The following is an 18,116-nucleotide window of genomic DNA, read 5'->3' as shown; positions in this document are numbered from 1 at the left end:
GTCCCGCCGATATTCTTGTGGCCTTACAAAAACAGCTGAATCCCGGATGTGAAAACGCCGCTTTCCAGTCTCTGGAAAAGCGGCGTTTTTGCACATTTATTGGGAGTCAGCTCACGCATCGGCGACATTGCTAGCCGCTGCCAAACCTTGTTTGGTATCATGAGTTAATACCATGAATAATAAACAGCTCAGTACGCTCAGAGCGGTCTTCTCAAGGCCGGCGCCCAACACTCTGGAGTGGGCCCGTGTCGAGTCCTTGCTGGGCGCAGCAGGGGCCAGAACCATTGAAGGCAACGGATCGCGGGTACGTTTTGAACTCAACGGTGTGGTCGCAACTTTTCATCGGCCCCACCCAGACAAAGAAGCCAAGCCCTACCAGGTGCGTGATGTTCGGGCTTTCCTTGAACAAGCAGGAGTTATCCCGTGAACGTTATGAATTATCAGGGCTACGCCGCCCGGATCGAATACAGCGATGAAGACAGCCTGTTTGTTGGCCATATCGCCGGTATCAAGGATGTCGTTGGGTTTCATGGCGAGTCAGTCAGCGAGCTTCGCGCAGCATTTGAAGAGGCCGTCACAGATTATCTGGAGACGTGCGCCAAGCTCGGCCGCTCCCCGCAAAAACCCTATTCGGGCAACCTCAGCCTGCGTCTCGCACCAGCACTTCACGCAACAGTCGCTGTTAAAGCACAGCTCGCTAACAAGAGCATTAATCAGTGGGTGGCTGATGTTCTCGATCGCGAGGCACATGCCTGACGAGTTCATGCGGTGCTGAGCTCTATTCTGTGCAATTGGGGTGGAGCTTAAAAACAGCCGTGAAGCTGCTCAATCAGAGCAGCTTCGTATTAGCCCGCCAATCTTACGGCTGTGAGTAACCCAGTTTCCTCTTGATCAGCTCGTAGACATCCCTGTGTGTGGAGTTGTGCAAGGTTTTGTCCTTGCAGGCGGATGCCAGTAATGTTTTGACCTCTTCCTTCGCATGAGGGTAAAGGCCTGCGACGTAGTCGGCTTCATGGGCTTGGGTGCAGTTGAAGTGTTTGTCGTCTTTTGCTTTATCTCTAGCCATTGCAGAGGCTCCTTTTGAGTTCGCATGATTGTCGGTGGTCAGGGCCTTTTCGCCCTGCACGTCGCAGAGCTTAGGGGCCAAGCTTGATGTCGCCAGGGGCTTGGACAAATCAGGAAGGGGCTGTCAGACGATGCCGGAGTCTGCCTTTGCACTAAACAAAAAAGCCCTGCAGGCGTAAACCTGCAGGGCTTCTTGGTCCGACTGGCCATCTCATTCAGCCCCGTAGCTTATTCAGCTACGGGGCTTTTACGTTTTCGGAGAAGTGAAAGGCTCAAGGTCTAGCCCCGAACCCGATGCTCCGTGAACTCGTAGTCCTCTTGGCAGTCGGCAGTAGGATCTTTGACGGTGTTCACGTAGTGAACAGTGTTTCCGTCCAGCATTTTGTAGTTATAGATTTCCGGAGTACGAACGCCGTCTGTTTTAAGCTCATTCTTGCCATTGGCCGCAGACCATGACCCGCGCTCGGTTTGAATGGGCCTGGTTTGTTGCGCATCTTTGAAGAACGTAATCGAGAAGCGACCATTGGGGTCGAAATGGGTATTCCACGACAGGAACTGACATTTCCCGCTTTCTTCGCGCATTCCTTGCCATGAGCCGACGAGGGATTGGTCAGTGGCTGGACTCTTCGACGTACATGCACTTAGCGCTGTGGTCAGAAGGATTAGAGAAAAAGTGATACCCCGTTGCATGTACAGCTCCATTTGATGTGTTTGTGTAGGATCCAGCTGCCAATCGGCGTAAGAAAGATAAACCCCTTCTTGAGAAAAGTGACTCCCCCGAGTCAGTCTATTTAACCTGCGCCCTATCCATTGGTTGCCCCGTGAACCAAGGCTTCTTCCCCGAAATATCCCCTGACATTGCAAAACCTCTCCGCCCCATAACCTCGTCTACTCTGGTTTCGCAGGTCACTGACCTGCCGTTATCAGTCATCGCAAGGAGCGATCAATGTACTTTGAGATTTACAGGCAAACCCGTGGCACCCCGCACACCGGCAAAGGTCAATGGCGGTGGCGTTTACGGGCGGGGAACAATGAAACGATTGCCAGCGGGGAGGCTTACGTCAACAAGGCGGATTGCGTGCATGCCATCAGCCTGATCAAGGGCACTCAGGATCAGACTCCGGTGAAGGAAATCTAGGCCTCGAGCGGTGAAGCTGCTCAATCAGGGCAGCTTCGTTTCAAGCAGCCTTGCAGCCCGATCAACTGCAAACTGCTTGAGTCGCATAGACGCCCGTTGCGACAGCTACCTAAACTGTCAGCAGATTTGGGGATTGGGGGCAGTGGATGAATCGCAACGAACTACGCAAGGCGGATATCAACCTGATGGTGGTGTTCGAAACCTTGATGCTCGAACGCAACGTTACCCGTGTGGCGGAGAAGTTGTTTCTCGGGCAGCCAACCATCAGTTCGGCGCTCAACCGCCTGCGTACGATGTTCAACGACCCGCTGTTCATCCGGGTTGGCCATCGAATGGAGCCGACCGCCCGGGCCGAGGAGCTGATTCAGTATTTGTCGCCGGCGCTGGACTCGTTGTCGGTGGCGTTAAGCCTGACCCATGATTTCGACCCGACCGTCAGCACCATGACGTTTCGTATCGGGCTGTCGGACGATGTCGAGTTCGGCCTGTTGCCGCCGTTGCTGCGTGCCTTGCGTCAGGAAGCACCGAAGGTGGTGTTTGTAGTGCAGCATGTCGATTACTGGCGAATTCCCGATTTGCTGGCATCCGGCGACATCACCGTGGGTATCAGCCAGACCCGGGGTCTGCCGGCCAATGCCAAGCGCAAATTGTTGCGACACATCCAGCCCAGGATCCTGCGCGCCGATGCGTCCGACACGCCACTGACCCTCGATGAATATTGCTCGCGCCCGCACGTGCTGGTGTCGCACACCGCCAACATCAGTGGTTACGCTGACGAGTGGCTGGCGGAGATCGGGCGTACACGCCACGTAGTGTTATCCGTGCCGCAATACAGTTCCTTGCCAGCCTTGCTCGCCGGAACCGATCTGATCGCCAGCCTGCCGGATTACACCGCCGAGGCGATGGCGGCGTCCGGACAGTTGTTCATGGAGCCTTTTCCGTTCAAGACACCGACGCTTGACCTGTCGATGGTCTGGCTCAGCCACGTCGATACCGACCCCGCCGAGCGCTGGTTGCGCTCGCGACTGGAGGCGTTCATGAGTGAGCGCTTAGCGTCGCCGCCGTCCCGGTGAGCAGGACCACTCTGTGTTATATGTACGACCTTTCCGCCTAATTTCAGGAGCCACGTCATGCCCCACCTGCACATGGAATACACCGCCAACCTGCCTGAATTGAACGCCGACGTGGCGTTGATCCGGCTCAACAATACGCTGGTGGCTTCCGGTCAGTTTGCTGCCGAATACGACATCAAAAGCCGAGCGGTGAAGGTCGAAACCTTCAAGGTCGGTACTGCATTGGCTGAGCGGGCATTTGTGCACGTGAAACTGGCGTTGTTGAGTGGCCGCTCGCCGCAGATCAAAAAGCAGTTATCCGAAAGCCTGTTGGCGGTGGTGCAGGACTTGTGTGAATGGCCGGCGGGGGTTGAAGTGCAGTTGGCTGTAGAAATCCTCGATATCGATCGGGAGTCCTACAGCAAAGTCGCCATCAACAACTGAGTTTCAGGCAATGGCCTGTTCAGTGCAGGCCTTGACCACTTGTTCACGCAGCCAGGTATTGGCGCTGTCCTGATCGGCGCCTTGACTCCATTGCATGTCGAGGGTGAAACCCGGCAAGCCGTTGGGCGCTTCGCAGTGATTGAAAATCGCCTCGCTGGCCAGTAAGTGCTGGATGCGTCGGGGCAGGGTAACGATGAAGTCGGTGCCTGTGATCATTTTCAGCGCTGCGCTGTAGCTGTTGGAGCGTGCGACGATTTGCCGTTTTTGCGCTTGCTGCGTCAGCCAGCCGTCGACCATGTTGGTGGTCGATGTCCAGGGTGTAGGAAACACGTGCCGACGTTCGGTGAAGGCTTGCAGACTTAAACGCGGCTCCAGCGGCGTGGCGCGTTTATCGAAGACGCAGACCAGATCGTCCTCCAGCAGCATGCGGGATTTGAAGTCGGTGTGACTGCGATGAAAATTCGGGCCGAAGCAAATCACCAGGTCGAGACTGCCGTCGCGCAGTTCTTCGGCCGGGATGTCGGTTTCGAACTTGTGCATGTTGACCATCACCGGTAAGTCGGCGAAATCAAAGCTTTTCAATAGCCGCGGCAGGATTAACTGCTCGAAGTATTCCGGTGCGCAGATGTTGAAGGTGACCGGTTGCAGGGTAGGGTCGAACGCCTGCGTCCCGGCGTGACAGAGGTTGATGCTGTCGAGAATTTTCAGCACGTGGGTGTACATGGTGCTGGCTTTGTAAGTAGGGCGCATCCCCGCGCGGGTGTTGATGAACAATTCGTCTTCGAATCCGCTGCGTAGCTTTTTCAGGCAGTAACTGACGGTGGACTGACTGACGCAGAGTGTTTCGGACACTCCGGTGACGCTGCTTTGTTCATACACGGCGATAAACACCATGAGGTCCTGCATGTCGAGTTTTCTAAGCAAGTTACTGTTCAGCATCCATTCCATCTCGCTGTGATCCTTGCGCTGACTGAGCGCAAACTCGTGCGAATGATCCTAGCGGAACGATGGTCCCAGGAGAATGCCTTGTGGGAAGTTTCCCTTTTAGTTGTGAGGCAGTGCCAAATGCACAGTGCGACGACTGGACATCAATAACGCCAGCATGCCGATGCCTACGAGTACCGCACCGACGATTTCCAGCGGCATCGGCGATTGACGCCACCAGAACCAATGGAACAGCGTTATGAACAACGTACTCAGGTAAATGTACGAAATGACCGAGGAGGGGGCGATGACACCGATGGCCCGGTGCAGCAACCAGAAGGTCGCCAGGGTGGCGAACAACGCCAGGTAAATCAGCCAGTAAAAATCGTTCAGGGTCAGCAACGATGCCGATCGCCAGCCTCCACTGACCCCGCAGAACACCAGCAGGAACAACGCACCGAACAGCATGTTCCAGAAGGTCATGCCCACCGGGCCACGACCCTTGAGGCTGCTGGTTTTCAGCCGCTGACTCAGGGGCGAATAGAGCGCCATCGCCAGGCAACCGAGCCCGTACACCGACACCGCATAGAACGACGGCAACTCGCCGGGCCCAGTGCCTTTCAGTACCAGCATCACGGCCCCGGCGGCCGCGATCAGCATCGGTAATACCCGTTGTTTCAGGCTGCTGTCCGGCATCAACACGGCTTCGAAAAGCAGGGTCAGCAATGGCACCAGCGTGAACATCGTGCCGGTGTTGACCGCGCTGGTGTAGCGCAACGCTTCGAACAACGAGCCAAAATAAACCGCCAGCAGCAGGCCGAGGACGGCATGGCCAAATAACCCGCGTCGATTCATGGCGGTGTCGCCCTTGATCAGCAACAGCGGCAAAAACACCAGGGCGCAAAACAGCAGGCGCAAGCCGGTCAGCAGGACCGGATCAATGGCCTGACTGACCTGAGCCGCTGCGGAAAACGAAGCAGCGATCAACAGTGCCCAGAGCAGCATTCCGATGTGGGCGGCGGCGAAACCGGTGTGTTTCATGAGGGCGCTTCCGGGTCAGTGAATGTGGCGGGCGTAGTGCCGCGGGTTGAAGCGCAGGACCATCAACATCATCAGCGCCATGACGCCGGTGAGTGACCACCAGGCCCATTCGAAACTGCCGAGTTGATCGCGGATGATCCCGGCAATCAGCGGCGAGAGGCCGGCGATCAGGTAGCCGATGCCTTGGACGAACGCCGTCAGCCCGCCCGCACGTTGCGGGTTGTCCAGATGATCCAGCGACACGATCAGGCTCATCGGGAACAGTCCGCCGATGCCCAGCCCCAGCAGGCACGGCCACAACAGACTCAGGTGTTGCGGGCACACTATCAGCCCGCAGAAACCGGCCATGATCAGCGCCAGCAACACCACCAGCACCAGGCGACGGTCGCGGCTGCGGTTGGCGATCGCAGGCGTCACCAGGCCGGACAGTACTTCCATGGCCGTGAGGAAACCTAACAACAAACCGGCGTTTTGTTCGCTCCAGCCTTTTTCCATGTAGTACGGCGCCAGCCAGGCCAGCACACAGGTGTAGGACGCTGTGCCCAGACCAAAGAAGATGGCGAGTAACCAGGCGCGGGAATTGGCGGAGAACGATCTGTTTCGTTGCGCATGAGCGGGCAGTGCCGGCATCGCCGCACGTTGGCCGAGCCAGAAGAGTAGCGCCACCAATGCCAGGATCGACCAGATCGCCAAGCCTCCTCGCCAACTGCCGGTGCGCATCATCACCAGCGGCGCGAAGGACGCGGCGAGGGCGGCGCCACCCATGATCGATGTGACGTAGAGGCCCATGCACACGGAAACGTTGTCGCTGAAACGCGACTTGATCAGCGTCGGCATCAACGCCTGAATCAGCGCGATACCGACACCTGCCAGAACGGCGCTGAGGATCAGTTCGGCCGCGGAGTCGAGGAACAGGCGCGACACCGTCGCCAGGCTGATGATCAGCAACGACACCACCACCGTGCGCTGTTCGCCAAGCCATTGGCTGACGCTGAGGCCGAAGAACATCGCCAATCCCATGGCCATCACCGGCAGCATGGTCAGCAGCGACGCCAGGCTGAAACTCAGCGGGATGTCGCCGCGAATCGCCGAGAGCAAAGGGCCGACCGCAGCCATGGACGGGCGCAGGTTCAGGGCGACGAGCATGATGCTGATCATCAACCAGAAGGCAGGGCGAGAAGTGGCGCGGACGTTTTCCATCGATTGGACCTTGAATGACAGGGCCCGATTAGGCGCGAGCGGCCTGGAAGCCGCAAATCAGAAAGTCCGTCGCAGTATTTAAAAATCAAATACCTCTGCCGCAACACAGACTCCTGTGGGAGCGAGCAAGTCGGATCGCCGCACCGCCGCTCCCACATTGGTTCTAGGGTGGCTTATGGAATGTTTAGCCAATCCACAACCAAAGTTCTTCAAATCCCGATTTAACGACTTAACCAGCCATGTGACGCTGCTGCTCATCTGTCTACTGCGGTCTTCTTTATGGACGATTGTCCAGTCGCACTTCCTTCCGAACTCGCCTTCTGGGCGTTGTGGCATTGCCGTCACGCGCGCCCACCGGATTCCTGCCTTTCCCGTTGATAGTTCCTACAGGTCCTGCGCTGTGCGCCGGGATCAAACCGGCAGCGCCTGCGCGTTTGCCTGACGCGGAAACAAGAGAATTCCTATGAGTTGTGCCACGACCTCCTTCGCCACGAAACAAGAAGCCCTGACTTTTCTGGAACAGAATCCGGATATCGAGATGTTCGAGTTGTTCATCCTCGACAACAACGGTGTGCCACGGGGCAAGTTGTTGCATCGCGATGAACTGCTGGCGGTCTACGAAAGCGGTCGCCCCCTGCCAAGCACCATCCTGGGCCTGACCATCAACGGCGATGACGTGGAAAACTCGGGTCTGGTCTGGGACGTGGGGGATATCGATTGCCGGGCCTACCCGATCAGCGGCAGCTTGACGCGCATGCCATGGCGATTGATTCCGACGGCGGCGGTGCAGGTCAGCATGCACCCGAAGGTGGGCATGCCGGCGACCATCGCCGACCCGCGGCACCTGTTGGCGAAGGTGATCGAAGGCTTGCAGGCGGACGGCTACTACCCGGTGATGGCCGCGGAGCTGGAGTTCTATCTGCTGGATCAGCAGCGCGACAGCAACGGTCGGCCGCAACCGGCGCGGGATGTCGATGGCGGGCGCCCGCGCGCAACTCAAGTCTATGGTTTGCGTGAACTGGAGCAGATCGAGCCGTTTCTGGCGGATCTCTACAACGCCTGCAAACTCCAGGGCATTCCGGCGCGCACGGCGATTTCCGAATACGCGCCGGGGCAGGTGGAAATCACTCTTGAGCATCGCACCGACGCCTTGCAGGCGATGGACGAAGCCGTGCGCTACAAGCGTCTGGTCAAGGGCGTGGCGCACAAGCACGGGATGACCGCGTGCTTCATGGCCAAACCGTTCGATGACCTGGCCGGCACGGGCATGCATATGCACGTCAGCCTCGCGGACAAGGACGGCAACAACCTGTTCGCCAGCGAAGCCGCAGACGGTACGCCGCTGCTCAAACAGGCTGTCGGCGGGATGCTCAGTACCTTGCTCGATTCGTTGTTGCTGTTCTGTCCGAACGCCAACTCCTACCGTCGCTTCCAGACCAACAGCTACGCGCCGCTGGCGGCCACCTGGGGCGTGGACAATCGCACCGTGAGTCTACGCGTGCCAGGCGGGCCGGCATTCTCGCGGCACATCGAACATCGCATTTGCGGCGCCGACGCCAACCCGTACCTGGCGGCTGCGGCGATTCTGGCGGGTATCCATCGCGGCATTCGCGAACAACTGGACCCGGGGGCGCCCGTGGAGGGCAATGGTTACGCCCAGGCCACGGAACTGCTGCCCACCGACTGGCTGACTACCTTGCGCGCACTGGAAGGTTCGGGCTGGGCGCGAGAGGCCTTTGGCAGAGAATTTCTGGGTGTTTACCTCGCGGTGAAGCGAGCCGAGTATCGTCAATTCATGGGCGAGGTCGGTGAGCAGGATTGGCGTTGGTACCTGAACCAGGCCTGAACCATTCTCAAATACATCTCAAGATGTAGTTAAACGCCTTAAGCCAACTAATCGTTGGCTTCTTTTTCACAAAAAATTGATGGTTGGCTACTTAAAATTAGTGCTGTCGCGGTCAATGAAATTTTCACATTGACCGACGGCACTTCTTTTCAGGAACAGCCGATTATCATGTGGAAACTCAAAGCCGTTCGCCCCGAGTGGGTGACGTTGATTGCCAGTGCCTTTTTATTGACAGGCTTTAATTTGGTGCTCTGGCAACATTTGTTTGAAATCACCGCGTTCGACGGTCAAGGCATCGTCATGCGTGTGGCTTTTGGCTTGATGATTCTGGCTGCTTTCAACATCGTATTGACCCTGCTGGCGTTCCGCCCGCTGTTAAAACCGGTCTTGACCCTACTCTTCATGATCAGCGCCGGGGTGGCGTATTTCATGGGGCAATACGGTGCACTTATCGACACCGGCATGTTGCGTAACTTTGCGCAAACCAATGCCACGGAAGTGCGTGACTTACTCTCGATAAAGTTACTTGTTTATATTGTTCTGCTCGGGGTTTTACCTTCGTGGTTGTTGTGGAAGACGCCAATTAATTACCGCCGCTGGCACCGTGAGTTGCTCAGTAAAGTACTGGTAAGTGTGGCGTCGGTGGCGGTGATCGGTGGCGTCGCACTGGTCAACTATCAGGGCCTGTCCTCACTGTTTCGCAATCACCATGAATTGCGTTTGATGGTGGTCCCGAGCAACTACATCGGCGCCTCGTTCAGCTACCTGCGTGAGCAAGTCGCTTCGGCCCATCAGCCTTTCGTTAAAATCGGTGAGGACGCCGAGAGAAATCCGACCTGGCAAGCGCACAGCCGCAAATCCCTGACCGTGCTGGTGGTCGGTGAAAGTGCCCGGGCCGAGAACTTCGGTGTGCTGGGTTATAGCCGTGACACCACGCCGAAGCTGGATAAAGAAGCCGGCCTGATTGCGTTCACCGATGTGCATTCCTGCGGTACTGAAACGGCCGTGTCGGTGCCCTGCATGTTTTCCAACATGGGCCGCAAGGACTACAACGCGAGCAAGGCCAAGAATGAAGAAGGCCTGCTGGATGTGCTCAAGCGTGCAGGCCTGGAGGTGATATGGCGCGATAACCAGTCAGGCTGCAAAGGCACGTGCGACCGCGTCACCCTCGACGATGTCAGTAACCTGAAAGACCCGGTGCTCTGCGCCAATAGTGAATGCCGCGATGAAATTCTCCTGCAAGGTTTGCAGCACTTCATCGACACCCTGGATAAAGACACGGTATTGGTGTTGCACCAGATGGGCAGTCATGGCCCGGAGTATTTCAAGCGCTACCCGAAAGAGTACGAACGCTTTACGCCTGTGTGTGAAAGTAATGCCCTGAATAATTGCAGTCGCGAAAGTATCGTCAATGGTTACGACAACACCCTCGTTTACACCGACCACGTGCTGTCGACCCTGATCGATCTGTTGCGCAGCAACCAGGACAAAGTTGATACCGCGATGCTCTACCTGTCGGACCACGGCGAATCCCTGGGCGAATACAACCTGTTCCTCCACGGTACGCCTTACATGCTGGCGCCGGAGCAACAGAAGCATGTTGCGATGCTGGCCTGGTTCTCTGACAGCTATCAAAAGTCGTTCTCGGTGGACACACACTGCCTGCAATTGAGCCGTGAAAAGCCGCTGAGCCAGGACAATCTGTTCCATTCGATGCTCGGTCTGCTGGAGGTCAACAGTAAGGTCTACAACCAGGATCTGGACCTGTTTGCCGGCTGCCGTGGTGCGGTGATCGACGGCGTCTTGGCCAAAGAGTGAGGGTAACGACCTTTTTTTCACGTATCGGCCGCTAACCTGCGGCCGGTAGATTTTCCTACAAGAGCAATCACACATGTCCCCTCAACCCCCATCCGCCTTCGAGCTTGAGTTCGCCCGGCGTTATGACCAGGAACACGCCCGCGTCTGCATGCAGCCGCGTCCGCGTGGCCTGGCCGGGCGCCTGGCGTTCTGGCGGGACGAGCAGTTGGTGCGCAACGCGCTCAAAGTGGCCGGCGAGCCGGGGTTGATTCTTGACGTCGCTTGCGGGGCCGGACGTTTCTGGCCGGTGCTGGCCGAACACACGAACCGGGTGATCCTGGCGTCCGATCCGTCGCAGGACATGCTCGATCACGCCCCGATCCATCATCCGCAAGAGCTGCTGAAACGGGTCAAGACCTTTCAGAGTTCGGCGTTCGCCATCGGCTTGTCGGCGAATGCGGTGGACTGCATTTTTTGCATGCAACTGTTTCAGCACATCGCCTGCGCCGAGCATCGGTCAGCCATGCTCGGTGAGTTCCACCGGGTCAGCCGCGACACCGTGATTGTCGCGGTGCGGGTCGAAGCTCATTTCAAACGCCGGCAACCCGATGCACAAAGCACTCATGCCCGGCATCTGGCCAGTAAGGCCGAGGTGGAAGCCGAGTTCAAACAGGCCGGGTTCCGTTTACTCAGCCATCAGGATTTCCTGCCCGGTTGCACGCGGATGCGCGTCTACGTGCTGCGTAAGGCCAGATAACCTCCCTCCGTCAGACTATTCTTGCTAACAAGCAGGTGTTTTCGCTAAAGCTCTTGTTCAGTGGAGGCGCGGAAATCGCCGGGGGCGATATATACTGCGCGCCATTCTTCAAGGGAGAGCCGTGTGGCCATCGATATTCACTGGATTCGCGACAACGATAGCCTCGGCCGGTTTTGCGCCGAGTGGCAGCAGCTGCCCTACGTTGCCCTCGACACCGAATTCATGCGGGTCGACACCTTTTATCCGATCGCGGGTTTGCTGCAGATCGGCGATGGCGTACGCGCTTACCTGATTGACCCGTTGACCATCGACAACTGGCAACCCCTGGCTGCGTTGCTGGAAAACCCGGCGGTGGTCAAAGTCGTCCACGCGTGCAGCGAAGACCTCGAAGTGTTGCTGCGCCTGACCGGCAGTCTGCCGGCGCCGCTGTTCGACACGCAATTGGCCGCCGCCTACCTGAACCTCGGTTTCTCCATGGGGTATTCGCGGTTGGTGCAGGAAGTGCTCGGCATCGACCTGCCCAAGGGCGAGACCCGTTCCGATTGGCTGCAACGCCCGTTGTCCGACACCCAGATCAGCTACGCCGCCGAAGACGCCTTGCACCTGGCAGAAGTTTTCGTACAGCTTCGTCCGAAGCTGTCTGACGACAAATACGCCTGGGTCCTGGAAGACGGCGCCGAGCTGGTGGCCAACCTGCGTCGTGAAGTCGACCCGTACGAGGTTTACCGCGAAGCGAAACTGGCCTGGAAGTTGTCTCGCGCTCAGCTCGCCGTTTTGCGTGAACTCTGTGCCTGGCGTGAGCGCGAGGCCCGCGCCCGTGATCTGCCGCGCAATCGCATCATCCGTGAACATTCCCTGTGGCCGCTGGCGCGCACGCAACCGGACAACCTCGGGGCGTTGGCGAAAATCGAAGACATGCACCCGCGTACCGTGCGTCAGGACGGCGAATTTCTGCTTGATCTGATCAAGCGCTCTGGCAGTGTGTCGCCAGATCAATGGCCGCCAGCCGTGCCGGAACCGTTGCCGGTGGATGCTGCCGCACTGATCAAACAGTTGCGTGCGCTCGGCCAGGCCGAAGCCGAGCGACTGAACGTCGCGCCGGAACTGATGCTGCGCAAGAAAACCCTGGAAGCGCTGCTCAAGAGCGGCTTCCCCAATGGTCCTTACCAATTGCCTGATTCGCTGCGTGGCTGGCGCCGCGAATTGATGGGCCAGGCGCTGCTCGACAGCCTGGCCACCGCCGGAGAACAGCCTTGAAACGTATTTGCTCCATCTATCGAAGCCTGAAGAAAAACGAGATGTACCTCTATGTGCTCAAAAGCGATGCACTGGAGCGCGTTCCGGAAAGTCTGATGGCCGCTTTCGGCAAACCTCACCACGCGTTTGACCTGGTGCTGACCCCCGAGCGCAAGCTGTCGCGCGAGGACATCACCGTGGTGCTGGAAAACCTCGACAAGCAGGGCTATCACCTGCAAATGCCGCCGGCCGAAGACGAATACATCGAACACTTGCCGGAAGAGTTGTTGCGACGCAACGACCCGATGTAGTCGGCAGACAGGCTCTGTTCAGAGCCTTTATGAAAAACTGGAATGATTTTGGCGATGGCCGCAACGAGGGAGCGATACTCCCTCGGCGGCCGTCTGCACTGCTTTTGAAAGGTTTGAACCATGCGCGTTCTGATTGCTGAACACGACCACCCTGTGTATGCCCAACTGTTGCGTCAGGCAGCACCTGATCTGGAAGTGCTGACCAGCGGTGACTCCGCCGAACTGGCCAGTCAGGCTGCCGATTGCCCGATCTGGCTGGGTCAGCCGGACCTCCTGGCCACTCTGTTGCGTCAGGGCCACCAGCCACAATGGTTGCAGTCGACGTGGGCCGGGATCACGCCGCTGCTGGCCGACGGTTTGCCGCGCCACTATCGCCTGACTCGCGCTGTCGGGATTTTCGGTCAGGTCATGGCTGAATACGTGCTGACCTACATGCTCGGCCACGAACGCGAAGTGCTGCCGCGCTTGGTCAGTCAGGTCGAGCGCAAATGGGACAGCCGCCAGGGCCAAAGCCTGGCGGGGCGTAAAGTCTTGATCGTCGGCACCGGCGATATCGGCCAGACCGTCGCGCAGTTTCTGCTGCCGTTTGGCGTCGAGTTGTATGGCATCGCCAGCGAAGCCCGCGAGCAGGCTCCGTTTGTCGAAGTGGGGGCGCTGGCGGACTTGCCGCGCCTGGTCGGTGAAGTGGATTACGTGATCAATCTGCTGCCGAACACCCCGAGCACCCACGACCTGTACAACGCGGCGCTGTTCAAGCAATTCAAGCCGACCGGGTTGTTCATCAACGTCGGGCGCGGCGTGGCGGTGGTCGATGCGGATCTGGTGGAAGCCTTGAAGGAAGGGCATCTGGCGGGCGCGGTGATCGATGTCTGCCGTCAGGAGCCGCTGCCGCAACGTCATCCGTTCTGGACGGCCTGGGGCCTGCTGTTGACCGGCCACAGCTCCGCACCAACGTCGCCGACGATGATGGTGAAGTTGTTTGTCGAGAATTTGCGGGCGTATCAGGCGGGCGAAGCGTTGCGCGGCGAAGTGGATTTCAATCGCGGGTATTGAACCCACTGCATCATTGAATACTGTGCAAACCTTCTGTAGGAGCGAGCCTGCTCGCGATGGAGTGTCAGACACGTTGATGTCGACTGACACTCCATCGCGAGCAGGCTCGCTCCCACATTTGGTTCTATGTTGTGGCTTAGAGGGTGAAGTCGCCTTCAGCCGCCAACTCGCTCAACGGACGACGCGGGCTTGGCTCTTCACGGGCTTGCAGGTAATCCGCCAGCGTCGCCTTGTCCCCCAGCTTGCCCACCGCCACTGCCGCGTGCAGTGCGTAACCTTCAGGAATGTTCAGCTCCTTGCGGGTCAGTTCCTGATCGAAACCGGCCATGCCGTGGGTGTGCCAGCCGCTGATGCTCGCTTGCAGCGCCAGATGGCCCCAAGCAGAACCGGTGTCGAAGGTGTGCCACAGCGCCGGGGTTTCTTCGGTGGCGCCGGGTGCTGTGAAGGTGGTTTTCGAGATCACGATCACCAGCGCCGAGGCGTGTTGCGCCCAGCTGCGGTTGAACTCGTTCAACAGGCCCAGGTAACGCTCCCAGTTCGGCGTATCGCGGCGCGCGTAGAGAAACCGCCAAGGCTGCGAGTTGTAGGCCGATGGTGCCCAGCGTGCGGCTTCAAAGAAGCTCAGCAGGGTTTCCTCGGAGATAGCCTCGCCGGTGAAGGCGCGGGGCGACCAGCGATCGGTGAATTGAGGGTGGATGGCATAATCGGCAACGCGTGGATTGGCACTCATCAATAGATTCCTTGCTACGTTTGAAAGTGAGGGGCGACGCGAAACCCTACTGGGCAGCGCAAAAACTGACAAGCGCGTTCTACCGGCAGTCGCCAATGCTTGGCCCGCAACGGCCTTGGCACTAGACTGGCGGCCTTTTCACCACCTGATGTTGATGCTTGAGCCATGGCCGCCAAAGTCGAACCGTTCTGGATACGCAAAACCCTCGATCAACTTGATCAAGAGGAATGGGAATCGCTGTGCGACGGTTGTGGCCTGTGCTGCCTGCAAAAGCTTGAGGATGAAGACGACAACAGCGTTTATTACACGCGCATCGCCTGCAAACTGCTGGACCTGAAAACCTGCCAGTGCAGCGATTACCCCAACCGTCGTGAATTTGTGCCGGACTGCATTCAGCTCACACCGGGCAAGGCCGATGAGTTCAAATGGCTGCCGCCGACCTGCGGTTATCGCCTGGTCAGCGAGGGCAAGGATTTGCCCCTCTGGCACCATCTGGTGTGCGGTGATCGCGATGCCGTGCATCACGAACGTATTTCCCAGTCCGGGCGCATGCTCGCCGAAGGCAGCGTGCCCGAGGACGATTGGGAAGACCATCTGATTTTCCGCGCAGGTTAGTTTTACAAGGGAGTGTGTATGGCTGTGGGATTGCGGCTGGCGTTGGCCGTTGGGCTGCTGGCCCTGAGTTCGTCGGTGTGGGCGGCGAAGAAAGTCGATCTGGATTACCACGTGCGCCTGTTGCCGCAAAGCGATCAGGCTGAAGTGCGCCTGACGCTGGCCCAGGGTTCGGCGGTGCGCAGTCTGGATTTCGACCTCGGCGACGGCAGCCATTACAGCGACTTCAAGGCCGACGGCCAATGGCAACTCACGCCGGGCAAAGAGGCCCGGGGTGTCTGGCGCCCGGCAGCCGACAAGGCCAGCCTGACCTACCGCGTGCGCATCAGCCACGGCCGCAAGAGCGGCAGCTTCGACACGCGCATGACCCCGACCTGGGCGCTGATTCGTGGCGACGACCTGGTACCGGCCGCCAGACTCGATCAGCAGGACGGCGTCGAGTTGGTGTCACGCCTTGAATTCGAATTGCCCAGCGGATGGAAAAGCGTCGAAACCGCCTGGCCGCGGATCGGCAAGAACAAATTCCGCATCGACAACGTCTCGCGCCTGTTCGACCGGCCAACCGGCTGGATGCTCGCCGGTCACCTCGGCAGTCGTCGCACCCGGCTTGGGGAAACCGAAGTCACCGTCGCCTCGCCTCAGGGCCAGGGCATGCGCCGCATGGACGTGCTGACGCTGCTGACGTTCGTCTGGCCGCAAGTGCAGGCTGTGTTTCCGCGTCATCCCGCCAAATTGTTGATCGTCGGCGCCAACGACCCGATGTGGCGCGGCAGTCTGGCGGCGCGAGAGTCGATCTATCTGAATTCGCGTCTGCCACTGGTCAGCGAAAGTGGCAGCAGCGCGCTGGTGCGTGAGCTGGCCCAGGTGTTCGGGCGCATCAACGACAAGCAGCGCAGCGACTGGATCAGCGAAGGCTTTGCCGAGTATTACGCCATCGAACTGGTGCGCCGCGCCGGTGGCATGAGTGATGAGCGGTATGAGAGTTTGCACAAGAAGTTGGCCAAGGATAGCCAGAAGGTCACGACGTTGCGGGGCGAGCAGATCAGCCCGGCACAGATTGGCAAAGCGGTTCTATTGCTGAGTGAACTGGATCAGGAGATCCGTATCAAGACCCGCAACAAGCGCTCGCTCGATGATGTGTTGCGCGGGGCGATGCACTTGGAGAGTGTGGATACCAAGGAATTCGTTCAACTGGCCGAGAGCGTGATTGGCGAGTCTTCCAAGGTGCTTGATACCGGGTTGCTTCAGTAACACCGCCTTCGCGGGCAAGCCTCGCTCCTACAGGACCGCGTGATCCCTTGTAGGAGCGAGGCTTGCCCGCGAAGAGGCCCTGAACCGCGACACAAAATCCCGGATCAAACCCCGGCTTTCGGCGACTTCAACGAATCATTCCCGGTCACGCTGGCAGTTTTGGTCGCCGCCTCGGCATTCGCCTTCAACCGAGCCAGGTCTTCCCCGGCACGCTCGATTTTCGCCCGCACGTTGTTCATGTCCTGACGGCTCTTTTCCAGCAGGCTCTTGGCCGAGCTGTGGCCAGTGATGCCACGGGCCAGCGCCACGCCACCGATCGCCACCTGGATCAATCCGAAAATACCGCCGCGACGCAGGCCTTTGCCCACCATCACCAGGCCGCCGGCGACGGAGCCTGCGCGTTCCCAGCCGTGGACGTTATGGTCGGAAGGACTCTGGAACGGGGTGGACTCGATGCGCTCCACGCGTTTGAGTTCGCTCATGATCTGTCTCCTGCTGGAAGGACTGCTTCAAGAATAGATAATTAAGCTGACTGCCGAGGCGGGCGGCTTGTTCCATCGGATGTGCGTCGGTTCAGCGGAATTTCGGCCCGGAACGGGTGTTGAGGCCCTTGGCCATGCGGTCGTACAGCACGACGTTGACGGTGGCCGCAAGGTTCATGCAACCGGTGGTCGGGATGTAGACCACGTCTTCGCACCAGTCGCGAATCTCTTTATCCAGCGAGCCGTCTTCCGGGCCAAAGATGTACAGCGCGCGATCCGGGTGGGTGTATTCCGGCAGCGAACGGGCGCCGTCGACCAGTTCCACGGCCACCGGCACGCAGCCCAGCGGCAGGATTTTTTTCAGGTCGTCGATGCCGATCAGCGGAATGTCGTAGTGAACACGTTTGGTGTCGGTGACGAAGTCGGCGGCGCGGTCATAGCGCTTGCCGGTGTAGAACACGGACGCCACGTTGTAGCAGCCGGCGGCGCGCATGACCGAGCCGACGTTTTCCGGTGATTTTGGGTTGAACAAACCAATGCAGCTGTACCGTTTGTCTGCCACGAGCGGGGTGCCTTCGGGGAAAAAACGGCGATTATACGGGGATTGGGGGAGGGGGTGTCTGGTTTGAGATTGGTGGTGTCTGAACAATTGCTATCGCTAGCAGGCTAGCTCCCACATTGGATCTTGGGTGTTCACAAACTCTTATGTGCACAGAAGATCCCCTGTGGGAGCTAGCCTGCTAGCGATGGGGCCAAGTCAGGCAATGAAGATATTCAGTCTTCTTTTTTCATCAACCCGGCCAACGCCGCAAACGGGTTATGCGTCGCCTTGGCAATCTTCGGCGTGCTCAACGAACCCTCACCGAAATACTGCTGGTCGGTATACCGCGAGTGCTCGTTGTCGTGGCAATACAGGCACAACAATTCCCAGTTCGACCCATCCTGCGGGTTGTTGTCGTGGTTGTGGTCGCGGTGGTGCACGGTCAGTTCGCTCAGGCGCTTGCCGGAAAACTCACGGGCGCAGCGGCCGCACACGTGCGGGTACATCTTCAGGGCTTTGTCGCGGTAACCCATTTCCTTGTCGCGCTGGTTGTCGGCGAGGATGCGGTCCAGCTTCGAGGTGTTGGTCGGTGTTGACGAACTCATGGGTTCACCTTTGTAAAAGACTAATGACGGT

General features: G+C 58.6%; 22 protein-coding genes. 13 read left to right on the top strand and 9 right to left on the bottom strand.

Annotation, left to right across the window (positions count from 1 at the left end; all coding sequences use genetic code 11):
• Positions 1-172: 172 nt before the first annotated feature.
• Together IB246_RS14300 and IB246_RS14295 are read left to right on the top strand one after the other, a co-directional pair.
• On the top strand, positions 173-427 hold the full coding sequence (locus IB246_RS14300) for a type II toxin-antitoxin system HicA family toxin (RefSeq protein WP_008036132.1): 255 nt from the start codon (positions 173-175) through the stop codon (positions 425-427).
• Positions 424-756: a type II toxin-antitoxin system HicB family antitoxin gene (locus IB246_RS14295; protein ID WP_008036135.1), complete on the top strand. Its 333-nt coding sequence runs from the start codon at positions 424-426 to the stop codon at positions 754-756. The genes IB246_RS14300 and IB246_RS14295 overlap by 4 nt, the downstream gene beginning before the upstream one ends.
• A 103-nt stretch (positions 757-859) precedes the next feature.
• Here IB246_RS14295 and IB246_RS14290 read toward each other — a convergent pair whose 3' ends face one another.
• Together IB246_RS14290 and IB246_RS14285 are read right to left on the bottom strand one after the other, a co-directional pair.
• Complete coding sequence (locus tag IB246_RS14290) at positions 860-1,066, bottom strand: hypothetical protein (protein WP_008036137.1); 207 nt, start codon at positions 1,064-1,066, stop codon at positions 860-862.
• 278 nt (positions 1,067-1,344) lie between these two features.
• Positions 1,345-1,755 (bottom strand): hypothetical protein, encoded by a 411-nt coding sequence (locus IB246_RS14285; protein WP_008036138.1) that lies wholly within the window; start codon positions 1,753-1,755, stop codon positions 1,345-1,347.
• A gap of 256 nt (positions 1,756-2,011) precedes the next feature.
• On the opposite strand from IB246_RS14285, the gene IB246_RS14280 reads away from it, so the two are divergent.
• From IB246_RS14280 to IB246_RS14270, 3 genes are all read left to right on the top strand, one after another.
• A complete protein-coding gene (locus tag IB246_RS14280) occupies positions 2,012-2,203 on the top strand; it encodes a YegP family protein (RefSeq protein WP_008034931.1) in 192 nt (63 codons plus the stop codon).
• A gap of 146 nt (positions 2,204-2,349) precedes the next feature.
• On the top strand, positions 2,350-3,276 hold the full coding sequence (locus tag IB246_RS14275) for a LysR family transcriptional regulator (protein WP_008034933.1): 927 nt from the start codon (positions 2,350-2,352) through the stop codon (positions 3,274-3,276).
• Between the two features lie 57 nt (positions 3,277-3,333).
• Entirely contained in the window at positions 3,334-3,699 is a 366-nt protein-coding gene (locus tag IB246_RS14270) for a 5-carboxymethyl-2-hydroxymuconate Delta-isomerase (protein WP_008034935.1), read from the top strand.
• 3 nt (positions 3,700-3,702) lie between these two features.
• On the opposite strand, the gene IB246_RS14265 is transcribed toward IB246_RS14270, so the two are convergent.
• From IB246_RS14265 to IB246_RS14255, 3 genes are all read right to left on the bottom strand, one after another.
• The gene (locus tag IB246_RS14265) at positions 3,703-4,638 is read right to left on the bottom strand and encodes a LysR family transcriptional regulator (RefSeq protein ID WP_032832270.1); all 936 of its coding nucleotides are present in this window, start codon (positions 4,636-4,638) and stop codon (positions 3,703-3,705) included.
• Positions 4,639-4,743: 105 nt separating this feature from the next.
• A complete protein-coding gene (locus IB246_RS14260) occupies positions 4,744-5,664 on the bottom strand; it encodes a DMT family transporter (RefSeq protein ID WP_008036141.1) in 921 nt (306 codons plus the stop codon).
• 15 nt (positions 5,665-5,679) lie between these two features.
• Positions 5,680-6,864 carry a cyanate transporter gene (locus tag IB246_RS14255; protein ID WP_008036142.1) on the bottom strand — a complete coding sequence of 395 codons (1,185 nt, stop codon included), beginning with the start codon at positions 6,862-6,864 and terminating at the stop codon, positions 5,680-5,682.
• 463 nt (positions 6,865-7,327) lie between these two features.
• Between IB246_RS14255 and IB246_RS14250 the strand changes: the two genes are divergently transcribed.
• From IB246_RS14250 to IB246_RS14225, 6 genes are all read left to right on the top strand, one after another.
• Positions 7,328-8,710 carry a glutamine synthetase family protein gene (locus IB246_RS14250; protein WP_008036143.1) on the top strand — a complete coding sequence of 461 codons (1,383 nt, stop codon included), beginning with the start codon at positions 7,328-7,330 and terminating at the stop codon, positions 8,708-8,710.
• A gap of 168 nt (positions 8,711-8,878) precedes the next feature.
• Positions 8,879-10,528 carry a phosphoethanolamine transferase gene (locus IB246_RS14245; protein ID WP_008036145.1) on the top strand — a complete coding sequence of 550 codons (1,650 nt, stop codon included), beginning with the start codon at positions 8,879-8,881 and terminating at the stop codon, positions 10,526-10,528.
• 73 nt (positions 10,529-10,601) lie between these two features.
• Positions 10,602-11,264, top strand: coding sequence for a class I SAM-dependent methyltransferase (locus IB246_RS14240; protein WP_008036147.1), 663 nt, complete (start codon positions 10,602-10,604; stop codon positions 11,262-11,264).
• Positions 11,265-11,387: 123 nt separating this feature from the next.
• Entirely contained in the window at positions 11,388-12,521 is a 1,134-nt protein-coding gene (gene rnd, locus IB246_RS14235) for a ribonuclease D (protein ID WP_008034962.1), read from the top strand.
• Positions 12,518-12,811, top strand: coding sequence for a YcgL domain-containing protein (locus IB246_RS14230; RefSeq protein WP_008036150.1), 294 nt, complete (start codon positions 12,518-12,520; stop codon positions 12,809-12,811). Before rnd ends, IB246_RS14230 begins: the two co-directional genes overlap by 4 nt.
• Before the next feature lie 120 nt (positions 12,812-12,931).
• A complete protein-coding gene (locus IB246_RS14225; protein ID WP_008034968.1) occupies positions 12,932-13,864 on the top strand; it encodes a D-2-hydroxyacid dehydrogenase in 933 nt (310 codons plus the stop codon).
• 136 nt (positions 13,865-14,000) lie between these two features.
• On the opposite strand, the gene IB246_RS14220 is transcribed toward IB246_RS14225, so the two are convergent.
• A complete protein-coding gene (locus IB246_RS14220; RefSeq protein ID WP_008034969.1) occupies positions 14,001-14,594 on the bottom strand; it encodes a nitroreductase family protein in 594 nt (197 codons plus the stop codon).
• A gap of 165 nt (positions 14,595-14,759) precedes the next feature.
• Between IB246_RS14220 and IB246_RS14215 the strand changes: the two genes are divergently transcribed.
• Together IB246_RS14215 and IB246_RS14210 are read left to right on the top strand one after the other, a co-directional pair.
• Entirely contained in the window at positions 14,760-15,209 is a 450-nt protein-coding gene (locus IB246_RS14215) for a YcgN family cysteine cluster protein (RefSeq protein ID WP_008034970.1), read from the top strand.
• Positions 15,210-15,227: 18 nt separating this feature from the next.
• Positions 15,228-16,457, top strand: coding sequence for a hypothetical protein (locus tag IB246_RS14210; protein ID WP_008036151.1), 1,230 nt, complete (start codon positions 15,228-15,230; stop codon positions 16,455-16,457).
• Between the two features lie 104 nt (positions 16,458-16,561).
• Here IB246_RS14210 and IB246_RS14205 read toward each other — a convergent pair whose 3' ends face one another.
• The 3 genes from IB246_RS14205 to IB246_RS14195 form a co-directional block, all read right to left on the bottom strand.
• Positions 16,562-16,939, bottom strand: a complete 378-nt coding sequence (locus IB246_RS14205; protein WP_008036152.1) for a DUF2892 domain-containing protein — start codon at positions 16,937-16,939, stop codon at positions 16,562-16,564.
• A 91-nt stretch (positions 16,940-17,030) separates the two neighbouring features.
• Entirely contained in the window at positions 17,031-17,501 is a 471-nt protein-coding gene (locus tag IB246_RS14200; RefSeq protein ID WP_008034973.1) for an RNA methyltransferase, read from the bottom strand.
• A 212-nt stretch (positions 17,502-17,713) separates the two neighbouring features.
• Positions 17,714-18,085, bottom strand: a complete 372-nt coding sequence (locus tag IB246_RS14195) for a YajD family HNH nuclease (protein ID WP_007944009.1) — start codon at positions 18,083-18,085, stop codon at positions 17,714-17,716.
• Between the last annotated feature and the right edge of the window lie 31 nt (positions 18,086-18,116).

The organism is Pseudomonas sp. PDM01, assembly GCF_014852325.1.
Classification (GTDB): Bacteria; Pseudomonadota; Gammaproteobacteria; order Pseudomonadales; family Pseudomonadaceae; genus Aquipseudomonas; species Aquipseudomonas migulae.
This window is presented reverse-complemented; position numbering and strand designations above follow the sequence as displayed.